Annotated in this window: 23 protein-coding genes; 1 reads left to right on the top strand and 22 read right to left on the bottom strand. The window is 54.5% G+C overall.

Features of this window, described 5'->3' with window-relative positions:
- Positions 1-15 precede the first annotated feature (15 nt).
- From K7R23_RS25250 to K7R23_RS25195, 12 genes are all read right to left on the bottom strand, one after another.
- Positions 16-567, bottom strand: a complete 552-nt coding sequence (locus tag K7R23_RS25250; protein WP_012904632.1) for a phage virion morphogenesis protein — start codon at positions 565-567, stop codon at positions 16-18.
- Positions 564-1730: a phage head morphogenesis protein gene (locus tag K7R23_RS25245; RefSeq protein ID WP_012904633.1), complete on the bottom strand. Its 1167-nt coding sequence runs from the start codon at positions 1728-1730 to the stop codon at positions 564-566. The genes K7R23_RS25250 and K7R23_RS25245 overlap by 4 nt, the downstream gene beginning before the upstream one ends.
- Complete coding sequence (locus K7R23_RS25240; RefSeq protein WP_012904634.1) at positions 1717-3312, bottom strand: DUF935 domain-containing protein; 1596 nt, start codon at positions 3310-3312, stop codon at positions 1717-1719. Before K7R23_RS25240 ends, K7R23_RS25245 begins: the two co-directional genes overlap by 14 nt.
- The gene (gene terL, locus K7R23_RS25235; protein ID WP_012904635.1) at positions 3312-4952 is read right to left on the bottom strand and encodes a phage terminase large subunit; all 1641 of its coding nucleotides are present in this window, start codon (positions 4950-4952) and stop codon (positions 3312-3314) included. Before terL ends, K7R23_RS25240 begins: the two co-directional genes overlap by 1 nt.
- Position 4953: 1 nt before the next feature.
- Entirely contained in the window at positions 4954-5694 is a 741-nt protein-coding gene (locus K7R23_RS25230; RefSeq protein WP_012904636.1) for a DNA-methyltransferase, read from the bottom strand.
- Between the two features lie 46 nt (positions 5695-5740).
- Positions 5741-6241, bottom strand: coding sequence for a DUF1804 family protein (locus K7R23_RS25225; RefSeq protein WP_000312574.1), 501 nt, complete (start codon positions 6239-6241; stop codon positions 5741-5743).
- Positions 6241-6561 (bottom strand): hypothetical protein, encoded by a 321-nt coding sequence (locus K7R23_RS25220; RefSeq protein WP_012904637.1) that lies wholly within the window; start codon positions 6559-6561, stop codon positions 6241-6243. The genes K7R23_RS25225 and K7R23_RS25220 overlap by 1 nt, the downstream gene beginning before the upstream one ends.
- A 20-nt stretch (positions 6562-6581) precedes the next feature.
- Positions 6582-6764 (bottom strand): hypothetical protein, encoded by a 183-nt coding sequence (locus K7R23_RS25215; protein ID WP_012904638.1) that lies wholly within the window; start codon positions 6762-6764, stop codon positions 6582-6584.
- Positions 6761-7306: a glycoside hydrolase family 108 protein gene (locus tag K7R23_RS25210; protein WP_012904639.1), complete on the bottom strand. Its 546-nt coding sequence runs from the start codon at positions 7304-7306 to the stop codon at positions 6761-6763. The genes K7R23_RS25215 and K7R23_RS25210 overlap by 4 nt, the downstream gene beginning before the upstream one ends.
- Positions 7290-7586, bottom strand: coding sequence for a phage holin family protein (locus K7R23_RS25205; protein ID WP_000445983.1), 297 nt, complete (start codon positions 7584-7586; stop codon positions 7290-7292). The genes K7R23_RS25210 and K7R23_RS25205 overlap by 17 nt, the downstream gene beginning before the upstream one ends.
- A complete protein-coding gene (locus tag K7R23_RS25200) occupies positions 7576-7968 on the bottom strand; it encodes a phage holin family protein (protein WP_001372993.1) in 393 nt (130 codons plus the stop codon). Before K7R23_RS25200 ends, K7R23_RS25205 begins: the two co-directional genes overlap by 11 nt.
- A 182-nt stretch (positions 7969-8150) precedes the next feature.
- Entirely contained in the window at positions 8151-8429 is a 279-nt protein-coding gene (locus K7R23_RS25195) for a hypothetical protein (RefSeq protein WP_024132487.1), read from the bottom strand.
- Between the two features lie 134 nt (positions 8430-8563).
- Between K7R23_RS25195 and K7R23_RS25190 the strand changes: the two genes are divergently transcribed.
- Positions 8564-9901 (top strand): IS4-like element ISCro3 family transposase, encoded by a 1338-nt coding sequence (locus K7R23_RS25190; protein ID WP_012904641.1) that lies wholly within the window; start codon positions 8564-8566, stop codon positions 9899-9901.
- On the opposite strand, the gene K7R23_RS25185 is transcribed toward K7R23_RS25190, so the two are convergent.
- The 10 genes from K7R23_RS25185 to K7R23_RS25140 form a co-directional block, all read right to left on the bottom strand.
- On the bottom strand, positions 9894-10364 hold the full coding sequence (locus tag K7R23_RS25185) for a Mor transcription activator family protein (RefSeq protein WP_024132489.1): 471 nt from the start codon (positions 10362-10364) through the stop codon (positions 9894-9896). The two genes, K7R23_RS25190 and K7R23_RS25185, sit on opposite strands and share 8 nt — an antisense overlap.
- 95 nt (positions 10365-10459) lie before the next feature.
- Positions 10460-10873, bottom strand: coding sequence for a regulatory protein GemA (locus K7R23_RS25180; RefSeq protein ID WP_012904642.1), 414 nt, complete (start codon positions 10871-10873; stop codon positions 10460-10462).
- Positions 10845-11123 (bottom strand): hypothetical protein, encoded by a 279-nt coding sequence (locus K7R23_RS25175; RefSeq protein WP_000687850.1) that lies wholly within the window; start codon positions 11121-11123, stop codon positions 10845-10847. Before K7R23_RS25175 ends, K7R23_RS25180 begins: the two co-directional genes overlap by 29 nt.
- A gap of 80 nt (positions 11124-11203) precedes the next feature.
- Positions 11204-11467, bottom strand: coding sequence for a hypothetical protein (locus K7R23_RS25170; protein ID WP_012904643.1), 264 nt, complete (start codon positions 11465-11467; stop codon positions 11204-11206).
- 124 nt (positions 11468-11591) lie between these two features.
- Positions 11592-12002, bottom strand: coding sequence for a hypothetical protein (locus K7R23_RS25165; RefSeq protein ID WP_012904645.1), 411 nt, complete (start codon positions 12000-12002; stop codon positions 11592-11594).
- Between the two features lie 366 nt (positions 12003-12368).
- Positions 12369-12557 carry a hypothetical protein gene (locus tag K7R23_RS25160; RefSeq protein ID WP_001076058.1) on the bottom strand — a complete coding sequence of 63 codons (189 nt, stop codon included), beginning with the start codon at positions 12555-12557 and terminating at the stop codon, positions 12369-12371.
- The gene (locus K7R23_RS25155; protein ID WP_012904647.1) at positions 12554-12844 is read right to left on the bottom strand and encodes a DUF4752 family protein; all 291 of its coding nucleotides are present in this window, start codon (positions 12842-12844) and stop codon (positions 12554-12556) included. Before K7R23_RS25155 ends, K7R23_RS25160 begins: the two co-directional genes overlap by 4 nt.
- Positions 12834-13064: a hypothetical protein gene (locus K7R23_RS25150; protein WP_012904648.1), complete on the bottom strand. Its 231-nt coding sequence runs from the start codon at positions 13062-13064 to the stop codon at positions 12834-12836. The genes K7R23_RS25155 and K7R23_RS25150 overlap by 11 nt, the downstream gene beginning before the upstream one ends.
- 226 nt (positions 13065-13290) lie before the next feature.
- Positions 13291-14001, bottom strand: a complete 711-nt coding sequence (locus tag K7R23_RS25145) for a DUF2786 domain-containing protein (RefSeq protein ID WP_012904649.1) — start codon at positions 13999-14001, stop codon at positions 13291-13293.
- Between the two features lie 276 nt (positions 14002-14277).
- Entirely contained in the window at positions 14278-14823 is a 546-nt protein-coding gene (locus K7R23_RS25140; RefSeq protein WP_043013324.1) for a hypothetical protein, read from the bottom strand.
- Between the last annotated feature and the right edge of the window lie 63 nt (positions 14824-14886).

Here is a 14886-nt window from a genome sequence, read left to right as displayed (position 1 = left end):
CGCGTTTGTGACCATTCAGTCAATCACACGCGCAAAATAGCGGTTTGCGGTGTTCTCCAGCTCGTCGATGTCGTCCTGCACAAGCTGAAGGAAGGGACGCGCGGGCATGTTGACCGTATACGCTCCGACCGTTGCGCTCTGCACAAAATTACTGTTGCGCTTTTTCACAAAGCGGGTGCTGACGCTGCCGTTTTTGTACTGTTTAAAATACAGGTTCTGCGTCCGTGCCTGATGGCGGATTTCGCCGCCTTCGTTGTGGATACGGGCGTAACGGACGTTTGTCCCGACCGTGGCCTCGTTATTGTTAACCGCAGAGCGGATACTGGCAGCCAGTCGCCCGGACTTCTGAAGGATTTGCCCGGGGCCGCGTCGCTTCGCATAAGCCGGACTCCAGCCCATCCATTTCGGGCGACCCTGTTGTTCCAGGTTAGTCTCAACCGCATCCAGCATGGAACCCGCAAGCGCCGTCATCAGGTCGCGCCGGTCCTTCACGGAACGAATCAGTTTCCCCAGCGTGGTGTTATACGCGCTTAAATCAATCTTAATATCCAGTTTACCGGTGCTCATGATGCCTCCGGGGTGTCCTGCATAACCCAGTCTGTCAGCACGTCATCCTCAACCGTCGCCACTGACCAGCGGTCGCCCGACTGTAACGCATACCGCCACGCGTTGCCGTCCTGCGTGACATGCTCCGCCCGTTCGATGGTCTGCTGCATCAGCACATAGTCGGCGGCGGTCGGGGGCGTGTCTGTTGCACTGAGGCGCTTCATAACGTCAGCCGTAAGGTTTACCGTCTGCCGTGCAGCGCCCGTGGCGGCGACCTGTTCCGGTGAACGGATGGCCAGCGGATATCGCTGGCGCGCATCCAGTTCGCTGACGTTCGCCAGTCCCCGGGCAAAATCCGGCCCGGTCAGGGTGCCGGTGACATACTGGCGGGCGCTGCGGTAATCGTATTTTTCCAGTTCCGGCTGCCATGCCACTTTGCCGGGGTTAAAACCGAAGCCCGGGTCGGCGGTATACACGGAGCCGTCCGGCATCTTCAGCCCCATTGTTCTGATGGTCTGGCCCGGCTGGCCATATTCCTGTTCAACCTCAACCAGTCGCCCCTCGCTGCTCTGCACCGTCAGGCCATATTTCTCCACATCAGACGCCGAACGCGCCCGGATACGGCAGCGGCAGTGATAACCGTCAGGGGGATATAAAAACGCCCAGACAGGGTCATCCGCCCGGGCGGTAAAGCCGTTCAGGGCGGCGTGTTTCGGGCGGGTGTGAAGGTCCATTACTGCCACGCGCTCAAAATAAGGCCGGTCAGCCACGTTCGCCATCTGCTGCTGATAACGTCCGGCGTTATATGACGACTGAATGTTGGTATCAAATATCGTGCGCAACCGGCGCGGCGTCAGCTGTCTGCCGTGCAGTTCGCCGGTGTCCTCGTCCACAATCAGCCGTTTACCCAGCCAGCCTTTTGATTCCAGCAGTGGCTCCAGTTGTGCAGCAAACTCCCGGAACGTCCCGCCGTCAGCTATTGCCGCCGTCAGGCCATCACGGATATCCTTCAGCACATCCAGTTTCAGCACGCCCGCCACTGTGAACGCCCGGGCGTGTGCGATGTCCTTCACATCGTGCCAGCGGAAGCCGATAACGTATCCCTTGCTTTCGAAATACGTAATCGCTTCTTCCGGTTTCAGGGTGTACGCATAACCCAGGTCAACATCGTCAGCTGTCGGCATTCAGTCGCCCCCAGATATCCGCCACAAAGAATGCCTGCGTCAGCAACTGCCGCAGCGTTTCATCCGGCAGCTCCGGCCACGCTTCCGCCAGTACATTCATGGCCTCGTCTGCATCCCGGCCTTCCTGTATGGCCTGCACCAGCGGGGCCACCAGTTCGTTCATCCCCTGCGCGATGGCCTCTGCCGGAAGTTCTGCACGGTCGATGGCGCGCTGTGCCGGGTCGTCCTCCCCGTTGTCCTGCTGACTGAGCGCGGCAACATTCAGCCGCTCACGCAGCTGGCTGAGGCCCGCCTGCACAGGGAGACGCTGTGCCACCGGCACCAGTACCTCTTCGCCGTCTTTCGGGGTGGGGATACCGGTTTTTTTGCGTACCCACGACACCGGGATATCCTTCATTCCCACATTGTTGACCAGCACGTTGACGGCGTCCGCCACGCCCTTAATGTCGGCTTCCTGCTGCACATCAAACACCAGTCGCGGCAGACGGCGTGGCGGGATATCCTGCCAGCCGTTGAGGCTGGCCATCATCTGTATCAGGCTGCTGAACATGCCGGACAGCTGGCGTGCATCGGCGGCCAGAATGTCGTGCCGGACCTCGTTATGCACATTACCCAGCGCGTTGGTGGAGGTTTTACCGTCAGCCTGGCTGGTCAGCGTACTGCCCAGAATCACTTTTGAGGTGGTACGCTCCGCCCATTCCACCATCGACATGAACGCCTCCGGCCCGCCGGAGGCTGCCTCCTTGAATTCAATCTCGTTACCCTGCGGCAGTGCGGCCACCGCTTCATGGCCCAGATTGACCAGGGCTTCGAGAATGTTGTCCCGGTCCTCGTCACTGGTGCCCTGTGCATAGTAGGCAATACGCGCCGGAAGGCCGTAAATCTCCAGAAATTCTGCCATATCACGCAGCGCAAAGTTTTTGAACAGATATGGCCAGACCAGTACGCGGAACAGGCCGGATGAACCCAGGAACCCCGACCGGGCGTTGTAACGGTGAACCAGCCAGCCGAACGGCCACAGTGCGGAGCCGTCCTTGCCATCTTCCCCACGGTTGCCGTCATCAAGGCGGAGTTCGTCATTGTGTTCCGGCAGAGTTATGAACCAGTTATGCGGGCGCAGCGTCACCGCATCCGGTAACCACGTTTTATCCACGAACGCCCAGCTGATTTCCTGACAGCTGAAGCCGTAACCGACACTGCTCATCCCGTTGAGGATGATGTCCTCCATGTCCGGGATGCCGTGCAGCCATTCATCCACGGCGGCGGCCAGCTCCTTTTCTGCCTTCGAGGCATTGCGGGGCGGCTCCACCGACCAGTCCAGCGTCAGCAACGCTTTTTTGCGCTTTTCCATCTCGGCGAACAGGTGGCCATCACGTTCTTCCATATCCGCAAACAGCATCGCCTGCGCCGGAAGATAACCGCGCTCGGCGGCTTCCAGAATGCGCGGCAGTTTTCTGATGTTCAGACCACGGGACGGGTGGTCGGGATAAATGCGCAGCCGTTCCGCCACTCTGACCGACTGCGTGGTTTTGAGTGCCTCACGTTTCAGCGGGCGTCCGTAAATATCAACAAGCTGTGCCATTACCATCCTCCTGAACCAAAACGCCCGCCACGGTCACGCCCGGTGCTGCGTGGGGTGTGAATCTGAAATTTTGCGCTACGCGAAACCGCCAGCGTCCACAGCATGTGCAGACAGTCCGGGCCATCATCGTGGTCAGCTTTGGGGTAGTGGCGCAGCTGGTCAATCAGTGTCTGATGTGTGTGACTGATACGAATCAGGCCGTTGGCCATATGCGGCTGAAGGGACTCGATACGCAGTGCCTTATCCTCCAGCGGGATGACCGGCAGCGCCGGAACCGGCACACCCAGCGCCGCCGAACGCTCAACCAGCACGGTACGCAGAAACTCCTGAAACTGGACGGACTCAAACGACCAGCACAGACAGTGGTATTCCCGCTGATACTTAATCACGTCTTCGATAAGTTTGTTTGGCAGACGTCGGCGGATATCGGCTTCAACCACATCCAGAATGCCGGTAAAGCGGTTAAAGCCCCCCACGAGAATGGCCGACGGGTCGCGGTTTTTGTTTTTCTTCCCGAGACTGGGGTCAACAGCACCATAAAACACCCATTCATCAAGACGGTTAACCCAGAACTTAATGCAGCCCGCAAACAGCGCATCTTCACCGCTGACCGGGTCGTTCTGGTATTCAGAATCAAAGGTGTCATGACCGTCACGAACACGGATTTTCATCAGCGCCAGCAGGGGACGCGCCGCCCATGACACCACCGACCCGGCGAGCATCTCGGCTTCGTTCTGCCGGTAAAGTGCCTCCGCCGCTTCCGGCTGTTTGTTGCGGATGAGTTCTTCCCACTCGTCCCACAGCTTCATGTTGGCAGGCCACTGAATGACAGCCTTAAAACGGGCCGTTTTCCACATCGGGTTATTCAGTGTGCGCGACAGCACGGAGTCGTAATGCAGGATGGTTCCGATATAAATAATATCGGTTTTACCGCCAGCCTCACCCAGCGGCATCACGGTTTTGGTGAGCCAGTCGTGCAGCTTGTCGCGCTGCTCCGGGTTACGCACCATCTCGTCGTTCTCGATGTCGTCGAGGATGATCAGGTCAGGACGGTACGGGCCGTGGCGCAGACCACGCAGTTTTTTACCACTACCGGCAACGGTCACCTTGATATTGTTGGCCGTGACGATGGTCCCCATACGCCAGACGCGCCCCTGCCCGCACACTTCCGGGAAATCGTTTTTTAAACGGGGGTTAAATTCCAGTTCAGCCTTGATGGCTTCCAGCATCGGATAAGCCTGGTCGATACTGTCCATAATGATGACCGGGTAATGCTTAATGGCCCGGATAATGGTCCACAGGGTAAACAGCTGAGTCACCAGCGTGGATTTTGCCTCACCACGAGGCGCGGCGATGGCGTCGTTCTCCGGGGCCGGGCTTGCCACAACCTGTGGCAGACGGCTGAACAGGTATTTATGCAGCTCACTTTTTGCCGGGTTGCGGACGTAATGCGGGAAATAGTTTTCGACAAAATAATCGTAGCCCGTCACCGGGTCGCAGACTGCCGCCCGGCGGGCCTGTGTGGCCTGCGGGTTTACATCGAACCCCAGACATTCAGCCTCGATGGTCTGGCGGAGGTTGGCGATGTACTCCTGCAGGCTTCTCTGAAACTCTTTAATGGAAAGTTTACGTTTTGCCACGTCACACCTGCGCTGCTTCTGCCTGCGCTTTTTCGATACGTGCGCAGGCGATATCAAAATACTGGTTAGTCATTTCAATGCCGGTAAACCGTCCGCCACGGGCAAGTACAGGGATGGCGGTGGTGCCGCTTCCCATAAACGGATCGAGAACGTGCGCATCCGGTGCCAGCGGTTTAACCAGCTCGGCCATCAGCTGAACCGGCTTTGCCGTCATGTGCAGTTTTTCGGACGGGACAACACGCTGCGTAATCACGCCCGGGAACGGGCCACCGTGCGGGCATTTGTCGAGTTTTCCGTTGCTGCCCCAGACCACATACTCGGCCTGATGCCGGAAATAGCCGGTGTGTGGCGCACGGGAAGCCTGCGTTTTATCCCAGACAACCAGACCGCGCCACAGCACACCACCGGCCTGAAATGCATCGGTAAGCGCCGGTAGTTGTCGCCAGTCACTGAACACCATGAAATAACCGCCGGGATTCAGCCTGTGCAATGCATGAGATATCCACATGGAACACCAGAACGCCCAGCTGCGCTGGTCGCGGTTATCGCCGGTGAACTCGGCATACTGAGTGTGACCGACATACTTGTCCGAAGGGGCCATGCTGCGGTCTGATTTGTGTGTGCCACCACTGCTGTAAGGCGGGTCGGTAATGACGGCATCAAAACGTTCAGATAACGCCGGCAGCACATCAAGAACATCACCGCAATACAACGTTGCGTTACCAATAATCTGTTTTTGCATTACAAATCCCGAATATCAGACGGCCCGGAAAACCGGGCCGCTGTGGTTAACTGAAATTATCCTCAAGCTCTTTAGCGAAGCCTTCGAGCACCTCAAGGAACGCGGCATACTGTGCCGGGTGACGCTCCTTGATGAACGCGCCGAGCCGCTGCACCACTTCCAGTGCTGTGGCGAGCCGGTCGGTTTCCGGCAGGATTTTTTTACTGCTGGCCACCGCCTTACTGAGACTGTCAGACAGACTCGCCAGCAGTTCGACGGACTCCTGCGGCGGGATGTCCGGGTTCTGGTTCAGCCGTTCAAGCGTCGTCTGACACTTCACCACCAGACTGATAAGTACGGTGCGGGCGACACTTTCCAGCCCGTCACCGGCGAGCGCGTGCGCGGCCCGCAGCTTGTCCCAGTCGTCGCCGTTCTTCATCGCCTGCGTTTTCCAGCGCCGTGCGGTGTCGTGCGGCACGGCGTACTTCATTGCGACGATATCCAGCGGAAGCTGGTCAAAGATGTACCCGTTACGGACTTTGTCCCTGATATCCTGTGACCACGCCATCAAACGCCCTTCCGGGTATCTGAAACCGTTGCGTCATCAGGTAGTTCGGTGACTGCAAATACAGGCATTCCGGGATGGCGGACATCCTCAATCATTTCCAGCATGGACTCGCCAAACCATTTCAGCTGTGCTGCCTTGCGGGCGTCCTGGTAATAAACCAGATAACGGTTTTCACCATCTGCATACTGGGTACGGGCTTTAATTTCCCCGCATTCTCCGCTGACGTGCAAAGCCACAACCTGCGTCAGTCCGAACTTAAAGGGACGCCCGGGAACAGCGGCTTCCACCAGTGCAATCGCGGTGTTTTCTTTTTGTTTCATCTGTCCAAAACCTTAAAAAATCAGTTCTGCGAACACTGCCGGATACCGTCAATAATCCGGCAGACCTGCGCCGCCGCGTCAAACAGCTGGCCCGCTCTGTTAATGTCTGTGCATCCCAACGGAAGCAACATCATCAGAAACAGGGCCAGAACACAGCGCGCGGCTTTACGTGGCGTTCTGTGTGTCCAGTGCTGACGCGTCATACCGCCACGCGCTCCTCCAGCCAGCCATAAACAAACGATTCGTTAGCCTCGCGTTTCTCTGCCAGTTCCAGATAGCGGTCACCCTGCGTGCAGTTCAGGGCCGTCAGCATCACCCGTTCACCGTCCTGACCGCGATTATTCAGGAAGGCGCGCAATGCGCTGATGGTACGAGGTCCGATGCGTCCGTCTGCGTCCATATCCGGGTACAGCCTGCCGCGCAGGTTGAAAACGTTCAGCCAGCGCTGAAGCATTTTTGACGCCACGGATGGCCCCATATTCACACCGGTATCACACAGCTCTGCGGCAATATCAGGGGATAACGCTGCTACCTGGTCAAATCGCGGACCATACCAGTAATCAGCTTCAAGGATGTCCAGCGCCTGTTCGCGGGTTAAATCGCGCATATCGCCACGATATCCGTGGGCGCGGGCGACTTTTTCCGTAATGCCCCATTTGGTCGGACCGCCCTTATCGTCCGGGTGATTGACGTAACCGCCTTCTTTGCCCAGGACTTCATCAAAAATGTCATCTTTTGATTTCATGTGGATGCCTCAGTAACGAAAGGATTTTTGACAAATTCCCGTGCGCCCACACGATAAGCGCACAGAAAACCAGATTCAGCGCCACAACCAGCCAGCTGGAGTGCGTGTATGTACCGGACAGCCAGCGGAACGGGATGATGATGTAGCCGAGCATCAGCCAGTACGCCAGCCAGGTAATCATCGGTTTATGCGCCGCACCGTGGCGGCGATACACAAACAACCCCAGCACAATGGCGAGACACAGCCAGACGTTCACGATACCGGCAAGGCTACTTTCCATTTCCACCCCCTCCGCCGCGCAGTCTGGAAAACAGGCCGAACAGCGATGAAATTTCCTGTTGATAAAGAAAAGTCAGTATCTTGATGGATAAAGCAGAGACACCGACCGCACACAATGCATCGAGCGGTTTGTCGTTATAGTGGGTCAGCCACTGCATCAGTGACGCAGCCACGCCAGCCCCCAGAACGCCAACCACAAACGCGACGAGCAGGTGAATAGCCATTCGCCATACCGGGATTTCTTTCTGCTGAGTGACAACAAAAAGCGCCCCGGCAAACGCGCCCACCACGACCCCGAAATCGGTATTGGTGAGAAGGCCAAACACACTGGCACCACCGATGGTGACTGCCACAGCTCCGCCGCCTGATAAGGGTTCAGACATGAGTTTCTCCTGTAAATCTGAGCCACTGACGGCCCGTAAATAACACCCTGTCAAAGGCACAAAAGCCTTTTGCAGGGCGCTATCCCTTAAGGTGCCTTGTGGTCTGAGTGGACAGGGTAAACGGTCTGGTGTGGTGGGTACTGCTGGGGGAGTTCAGCACCCCGCGGCGGCGGGGTGATAAATCAGAAGCGGGAAAGGGAATCCGGCGTAATAAGAGGTTTATTGCAAAGCGGAGCAGAGGCGTTTGCTTTTTCCAGAGCGGCGCGCATCTCGTTTTCGCTGGCGATGATGTCAGCAATAGCACACTGCAACGCTTCTTCCTGAACAACCATATCCGGTTGTTCGGCCATTCGGTTTAGCTGGCTGGCCAGATTTTTCATATAAGCGAAGCGGCGTCCGGCAGCATCCCGGGCCTGCTCTGAGTAGGCCGTATACTCGCCAAGTGCCGTATAGTTGGTCATAAGTGTCTCCTTTTTTCTGAGGCCCATTAATCAAAAAGCCCCACCTGGGTGTAATGCCGATCAGTTAAGGATCGGTTGACCGATCCTTAATCTGCGGCACTATAACGGCTTCCACAACAGGGAGCCGTTTTCTTATGCCACTTCTCAATGACCTGCTCGATTTCAGCGACCATCCGCTGATGCCGCCCCCTTCTGCACAACTGTTTGCTCAGCATCTTCCCGTCGAATGGATACAACACTGCCTGACTCTTTCTGCACATGCGACCGTTCGCCGCCGTCGTTTACCTGGCGACATGGTTATCTGGATGGTCGTGGCTATGGCCTTCTTCCGTAATGAGTCGATTACCGATGTGGTTCGTCGTCTGAACCTGAGCGCGGATGGTGAAGCGGGGATGAACCTGCTGGCCCGCAGCGCTGTCACCCAGGCGCGTCAGCGCGTGGGTGCTGCACCGGTGGAATGGCTTTTCCGCCAGACCGCGCAGACATGGGGAACTGAGCGTTACCAGAAAGATGACTGGCATGGCCTGCAACTTTTTGCCATCGATGGCGCACAGTTCAGGACACCTGATGAACCTGAGCTGCGTGAACATTATGGCTCTGCCAACACATCCACTGAGCGGCAAAGCGCATACCCGGTAATGCGTCTGGTGGCTTTAATGAACCTGGGTAGTCACATTCTGCTGGATGCCGCGACCGCGCCTTACCGACGGAGCGAAACCCTGCTGGCCCACTCAATGCTCGTCACCATTCCGGATAACTCCATTACGCTGTTTGACAAGCTGTTCTACAGCGCAGACCTGTTGCTGTCGCTGAACCGGCAGGGTTGTAACCGCCACTGGCTGCTGCCCGCCTGGAAGAATATCGCAGCAGAAACGGAAGAAAGTTACGGTCCCGGAGACCGGCTTCTGAAACTGAAAGTGTCACCACAGGCAAGGAAAAAGAATCCTTCGCTGCCGGAATACTGGTATGCGCGGGCGGTAACTTATGAACTGAACGGAGTGGAAAAAACGGTCCTGACGTCACTTCAGGCAGACCGTTATAAGGCCAGAGAGGTGGCAGAGCTTTATCACTCAAGATGGGAAATCGAAGTCGGGTTCAGAAACCTGAAAAGCAGCCTGCTGAATAACGCTCTGGTACTGAGAAGCCGGAAGGTTGAGTTGCTGGAACAGGAGGTGTGGGGCATGTTGCTGGCTTATAATCTGATACGGCGTGAGGCAACAAAAGCAACGGAGAAACACAAAAAAGCGGCGTCGGAAATCAGCTTTAAGTTCGCGTTCCAGTTTATCGCCACAGAAATGATAGTGCTGGGAAATACGGTGTCACCGGGGACCATCCCGAAACGGCTGGAGCATCTGCGGGGGGCTCTGGAAGCGGTGTTCATAACAAAACGCCCCCGACCATCAAGGCCGAGGGCGGTTAAGATATCAAAAACCCGTTATCCGGTGAAACGCAATGCCGCACCGCTTAAGTGAACGGCATTACCACCTGGGTGGGGCTTTTCAGCGAAGTCTGTTTTTGTCGTCGGTGTATCAGTTGCCATGCATACCGGTCTGAAATCCCGTAACGGGGACAGAGTAGTGCCAGCGCCTGCCGGTGTGAGCATCCGTCTTTTACATGCTGCTGTAAATCAGCCATAAAACGGGTGTTACGCAGGGCACGTAACGCATGATCACAACGGGGAATGTAAAACGGTGCACCGCCAAGAAAGCGGATCAGTTTGTTGATTTCGTCTTCGGTCAGCACATCATGTAACAGGGCATGGACACCGCCGGTGCGTCCGGCGTGTGCGCCGGTTTTACCGCTTAACGTCACGCCACCAAAAGAACGGATTAACCGGGTCAGGGCGGGGAAGCCAATCACGCTAATCAGTTGCTGCACGGAATCGGGCAGCAGTGCCTGCGCATCGCGAAGATCTGTTTCACTGAAGGTCTGCATGATGGCGTCTCCGGTAGTAACTTACTGTTATTATAGCCATACATGATCGCCTGTACAGACCACAAAAAAGCCCCTGCAAGGTAGGGGCTGATTCTTTATTGTTTACGTGCTGCTCTGGCTCGTTTTCTGGCGTCTTTTGTCAGCGCCACCATCACCCCGAACAGTTGATCATCTGTCAGCCATTCGATCACATGTTGCTTATACATGTGAGATGCCAGTCCTTCTGCATACGCCCAGGAACGACCTGCATCAGCCAGCAACGCTTCAATTTTGGATAATACTGATTTTCTGCTCATTGCAACACGAGGGCGGCGACCTTTACCGGCGGGTGCCTTGCGCGGGAATCCCTGTTCGTGCATGTATTCCCGGATGATGCGCAGTTCATCGAGATTGCAGCGTGTGGTACTGGTTTTACCGGTCAGGCGGGCCAGCGTCTGGCGATAAAGGGCATCATCCCACCCCAGATACGCCTGACCGGCTTTAATGGCCCCGATCATCTTTTTCAGCATGTTTGTTATCCTCGAAACGCACGGTAAAACGTGAAACGCCAATTCCTGACAGGAACGCGGCGGCACGGTCAAGAGACAGCCACGTCTTGTAATCGCCACGGCGTTCCTGTAGAAAATAGGACACCCCGGCGCGGCGATTCACAGCGAAGAGGTGATACACACCACCGAACCGCTGCACGACGAACTCATCCACGCCACCGCTTTCAGCCTGCTGCCGGAAGGCTGCCATTCCGATTTGTTCAATCTTCATAATGACCAAAACATTGCTTTTGGCAGACCAAAACATATGTTTTGGTCTGCGCATGATTATTATCCGCTCAATATGATGAATTATTTATCTCCATCACCGAGCGTCACTTCATGACAGGATGGCGAGCCATTCTTACCTGTTGAGCAGTAGATAAACTTATCACCATCAGTAACCGTGGCGCTTCCATCATCACAATGCGTAATGGTTCGCTGGCTGAAATTTTTCCTTACTACGCAATGAGGGGATTCTTGCTCGTTCGTTGTTGTATGAGTGGTATTATCAACAAGGAAAAAACAAGCGCCGAAAACAATAAAAACAACAGCGACAAGACATCCGTTATTCATAAAGCACCTCTTTCAGTCATTGCGCCAAAAACAAAAGACACGATTGATGCAATAACAAGGATTAATACCTTGATAGTTTTCATTGTGTTGTTGCTCCGTGATTCAGAAAATTTCATGCCGGGCCTCAGTATGTGAAATAGACAGTTGCCACGCCGTTATAGTGATCAAACGACACGGCGTTTACCTCATAACTGGCCGGGAGCTTCGAGCCAAGAACGTATCCGGGCCACGTTTTCCATGGAATTTCTCTGCTCTCACTGTCGCCATATACCGTACATCCCAGTGAGCCTACAGCTTCATAAGAACGCTTACCGCACGTTATGAACCCCAGATGTTGCTTACTGCCCTTAACAGAAATCGGGAGAGCACTAGCTGATGCGTTAGCAGCGTCCCGCTCCTGTTGGCTTGCGATATTCGCAGAGTTTGCAGCAGCTACAGCAGCCGTGGTCGCAGCGGCAGATGCCACAATAACTGCTGAAGCCTGCGCCTGTTGGGTAACGGTCAGCAATGCCGCCACAAAAACCATTTTCTTCACCTGGCACCTCCTTTACATACCGTGATTTTTCCTGCGGTTTTGCGCCGCGCTGGGCTTTTTGCAACAGCTGTGCAACATCACCCCGCAACACCCCGTCAACCTCACTCGTCTGTTACTAATCCTCAACCATCGCCAGACCCCAACACCGTTTCTGCGAGCTAACAGAATTTTTGCTTTACGGTTTTTCATCTTACTGCGTACCCTTTCTTCCGCCTGTTCTGTGACGCGGTGGGTTTACGATTTACGGTAAAAGCCACCTGACCAAATGGATGGAGTACAGCTATCTTATGGTTGCTGATAACCAGCTCCACCACACACACAGGTCGCTGTAAAAGAAGTCGTATTGCTTTACGGTTTTTCATCGTTTCATTCTCCTGTATTTACTACTGACTCTGTACTGTCAGCCCTGCGGCGCTCCTGAAGTTCCAGCATTGCGGCCCGGAAATCCTGCCACCATTCCTCATCGGCAACGGGGGTGTTCCGCTCCAGCACCTTGTCCGCATCGGCAATCAGTCTGGTCAGGCTCTTATCGCTTATTCTGGTTTGCTGGTTCACTGCGCCGCCTCCTGCTCATTTTTTTCACTCCGGTATACCAAAATCACGACATCTCCCCGGGTAATTACGCGTGCCGGGTCGCCCTGTTGCATACGGTCAATATCAAAAGCGTCATTAAACGCATTCAGTGCCTTCACGCGCTTGTCTTTGCAGCGACGTCTTTCACATTGTTTAAAGACCGAAGAAATCAACCACCTGAATGACATAAAAGTGATATAGCCATAACCAATAAGCGCCAGACCTGTATTCATGGCTACATCTATCGTTATCGTTTTATCAATGACCATTGCCAGCCTCCTGTTTTGCCACTTTAAACGCCCGTAACATCGGGACAGTCTTGCCGGTGATAACAGTTCTCATTAAAAGACCGCCACCGCTCTCATGGTGCACTTCAGGGGCTACAAACAACGCCGCATCCACAACCCGGTTATAGCGGCGAAACTCCCAGAGCCAGCAGGTAACAATGATTTTTGCTTTAGTCCCATAGTTATAAAATTCAATATTCATTTGCAGTTAAACCTCCTTTTGTGACGTTCTACAGCGGCTTTCATGGCGTTGTGTACGGTTCTTTTAATAATCCGGTGTCCCGCACTGTCATAGAACCGCCACCGGGAAGCCCCCGGATATTTAGGGAACTCAACCGCCGCGCTGCCGTCATTCATCCTGTATTCGTGGCGTTCTCCGGGCGGCTGGTATATTGCTTCGGTAACACTGAGAAGTTTAAAAGCCATCGTTACGCCCTCCCCAGTGCCAGCGGTCTGTTGCTCTGACCATTAACCCCCTGATGCAGCCTGGCGTTTTTCCCGGCGATAAAACCGGCTGTAGCGGCAAACTCTGCACCCCGGCACGCTTTAGCTGTGCGCATATCCCCGTCGCGCAGCCCCTTAGTGTTGTGCAGGTTCTTTCTGTAAAGCTCAAGGCGGCTTTTTTCTTCCGGGGAGACGTCATACACCGCAATGACATCACGGGTACCAAAGACCCAGCCTTCGCAGAACTGGTCGCCACGGGCTACCCGCGTGGACGGACCGCAACGTTTGCAGTGTTTATCCTGATATTTTTTACGTTCAGCCATCATCTGACGGGAAAGCACATCAAACGCGTAGGCCGCAATTTCCGGGCGGCTGTCATGGCCATAAAAACGCACGTAACGTTTGAGTGAACCAGAAGCCCGGTACTCACCGGAGATGTAACACTCGACACCGAAGGCTTTACATACCAGGTCACACAGGATGTGCATATAACGCGGCGGCGTACTGGCATCGCTCGGCGCACCCGCGCTGGCAGCTTCCTGAATGTCGAACAATTCCGCGTCGTTTTCGCTGATACCATGCTGGCGCATATAAGCCTGGGCTTTTGCAATAGCGTTAGCGGCTTCTTCCGGGCTTGATGTTCCTCTGGCAAGGCGTAACAGTTTTTTGATTTTGGCAATGTATTTATCTTTCATGGTCGTCTGAACCTCAGCATCCTGAATTCTGAATTACGCAACTTCCGGCACGGCCTTCAGGAGCGTGGGGAGCTCGTTCTGGCTGCGGCGCTGAATGAACATCTGCTGTTGATTGAGAACTGGTCGCAAGACGATTAAAACAAACGATTGTCAGATTAATTTCGCGGACGAACTTTTTTTGCTTAGCGATATTCATAAATAAACTCTCTCTGATTCAGGCGTAAGCCAGCCCCGGCGGGTTTACGCCATATACAAATAAAATTAAAAACAGACTTATTAACTACGACGTTCAGCTTTCCGGTAATGGCGGTCAACAGACTTAACGAACGCCTTCACATCACGGGCAATCGAATCCAGCAGATAATATTCATCCAGCAGTTCCATTCCGCTGAATCGAATCTGAAAAAAATCAGGCTTATCTTTATATGACTCCATCAGGTCAATAAACCGCAGCTGACGCGGGAGGGATTCCTGCACACCTGAGATAGTGAGCAAATCATCTTCAAGGATGTATGCGAGGTCTTCCATATCCTTACAGTCAGACAGCATGGATATTCTTGTCAGTATGTTCCGTGTGGCGATATACAGCGCTGCTGTGTCATTCGCCATCATGGCGAACAAATCCCCCTGAATATAATCCCCCTTACTGGCCATAGCATTCCCGGCAATCTGTGCATCAAGTACCACATACATAAAATCGGCAGGTGCTCCCAGATGGCCCAGCAATGATGACGCCCATAACGTTACATTGGTTAACTTCTCAGATGAACGGGTAGCAAAACCTTCAGGAGTAACAATAAAATCCCAGACTTTATCTTTCATATACAAATCCCCTTAATTCAGGCGTAAGCCAGCCCCGGCGGGTTTACGCCTGTTTTAAATAAC

It is taken from the genome of Citrobacter rodentium NBRC 105723 = DSM 16636, from assembly GCF_021278985.1.
In the GTDB taxonomy this organism is placed as follows: domain Bacteria; phylum Pseudomonadota; class Gammaproteobacteria; order Enterobacterales; family Enterobacteriaceae; genus Citrobacter_A; species Citrobacter_A rodentium.
This window is presented reverse-complemented; position numbering and strand designations above follow the sequence as displayed.

Bases quoted from the DNA above. Each gene is read 5' to 3' on its own strand.
- K7R23_RS25145 (WP_012904649.1), bottom strand. From the start codon at position 14,001: ATGAAAGATAAATACATTGCCAAAATCAAAAAACTGTTACGCCTTGCC.
- K7R23_RS25225 (WP_000312574.1), bottom strand. From the start codon at position 6,241: ATGGCGTGGTCACAGGATATCAGGGACAAAGTCCGTAACGGGTACATC.
- K7R23_RS25210 (WP_012904639.1), bottom strand. From the start codon at position 7,306: ATGAAATCAAAAGATGACATTTTTGATGAAGTCCTGGGCAAAGAAGGC.
- K7R23_RS25190 (WP_012904641.1), top strand. From the start codon at position 8,564: ATGCCACTTCTCAATGACCTGCTCGATTTCAGCGACCATCCGCTGATG.
- K7R23_RS25170 (WP_012904643.1), bottom strand. From the start codon at position 11,467: ATGAATAACGGATGTCTTGTCGCTGTTGTTTTTATTGTTTTCGGCGCT.
- K7R23_RS25155 (WP_012904647.1), bottom strand. From the start codon at position 12,844: ATGGTCATTGATAAAACGATAACGATAGATGTAGCCATGAATACAGGT.
- K7R23_RS25175 (WP_000687850.1), bottom strand. From the start codon at position 11,123: ATGAAGATTGAACAAATCGGAATGGCAGCCTTCCGGCAGCAGGCTGAA.
- K7R23_RS25205 (WP_000445983.1), bottom strand. From the start codon at position 7,586: ATGGAAAGTAGCCTTGCCGGTATCGTGAACGTCTGGCTGTGTCTCGCC.
- K7R23_RS25195 (WP_024132487.1), bottom strand. From the start codon at position 8,429: ATGACCAACTATACGGCACTTGGCGAGTATACGGCCTACTCAGAGCAG.
- K7R23_RS25185 (WP_024132489.1), bottom strand. From the start codon at position 10,364: ATGCAGACCTTCAGTGAAACAGATCTTCGCGATGCGCAGGCACTGCTG.
- K7R23_RS25200 (WP_001372993.1), bottom strand. From the start codon at position 7,968: ATGTCTGAACCCTTATCAGGCGGCGGAGCTGTGGCAGTCACCATCGGT.
- K7R23_RS25180 (WP_012904642.1), bottom strand. From the start codon at position 10,873: ATGCTGAAAAAGATGATCGGGGCCATTAAAGCCGGTCAGGCGTATCTG.
- K7R23_RS25220 (WP_012904637.1), bottom strand. From the start codon at position 6,561: ATGAAACAAAAAGAAAACACCGCGATTGCACTGGTGGAAGCCGCTGTT.
- K7R23_RS25230 (WP_012904636.1), bottom strand. From the start codon at position 5,694: ATGCAAAAACAGATTATTGGTAACGCAACGTTGTATTGCGGTGATGTT.
- K7R23_RS25240 (WP_012904634.1), bottom strand. From the start codon at position 3,312: ATGGCACAGCTTGTTGATATTTACGGACGCCCGCTGAAACGTGAGGCA.
- K7R23_RS25140 (WP_043013324.1), bottom strand. From the start codon at position 14,823: ATGAAAGATAAAGTCTGGGATTTTATTGTTACTCCTGAAGGTTTTGCT.
- K7R23_RS25245 (WP_012904633.1), bottom strand. From the start codon at position 1,730: ATGCCGACAGCTGACGATGTTGACCTGGGTTATGCGTACACCCTGAAA.
- K7R23_RS25150 (WP_012904648.1), bottom strand. From the start codon at position 13,064: ATGAATATTGAATTTTATAACTATGGGACTAAAGCAAAAATCATTGTT.
- K7R23_RS25215 (WP_012904638.1), bottom strand. From the start codon at position 6,764: ATGACGCGTCAGCACTGGACACACAGAACGCCACGTAAAGCCGCGCGC.
- K7R23_RS25250 (WP_012904632.1), bottom strand. From the start codon at position 567: ATGAGCACCGGTAAACTGGATATTAAGATTGATTTAAGCGCGTATAAC.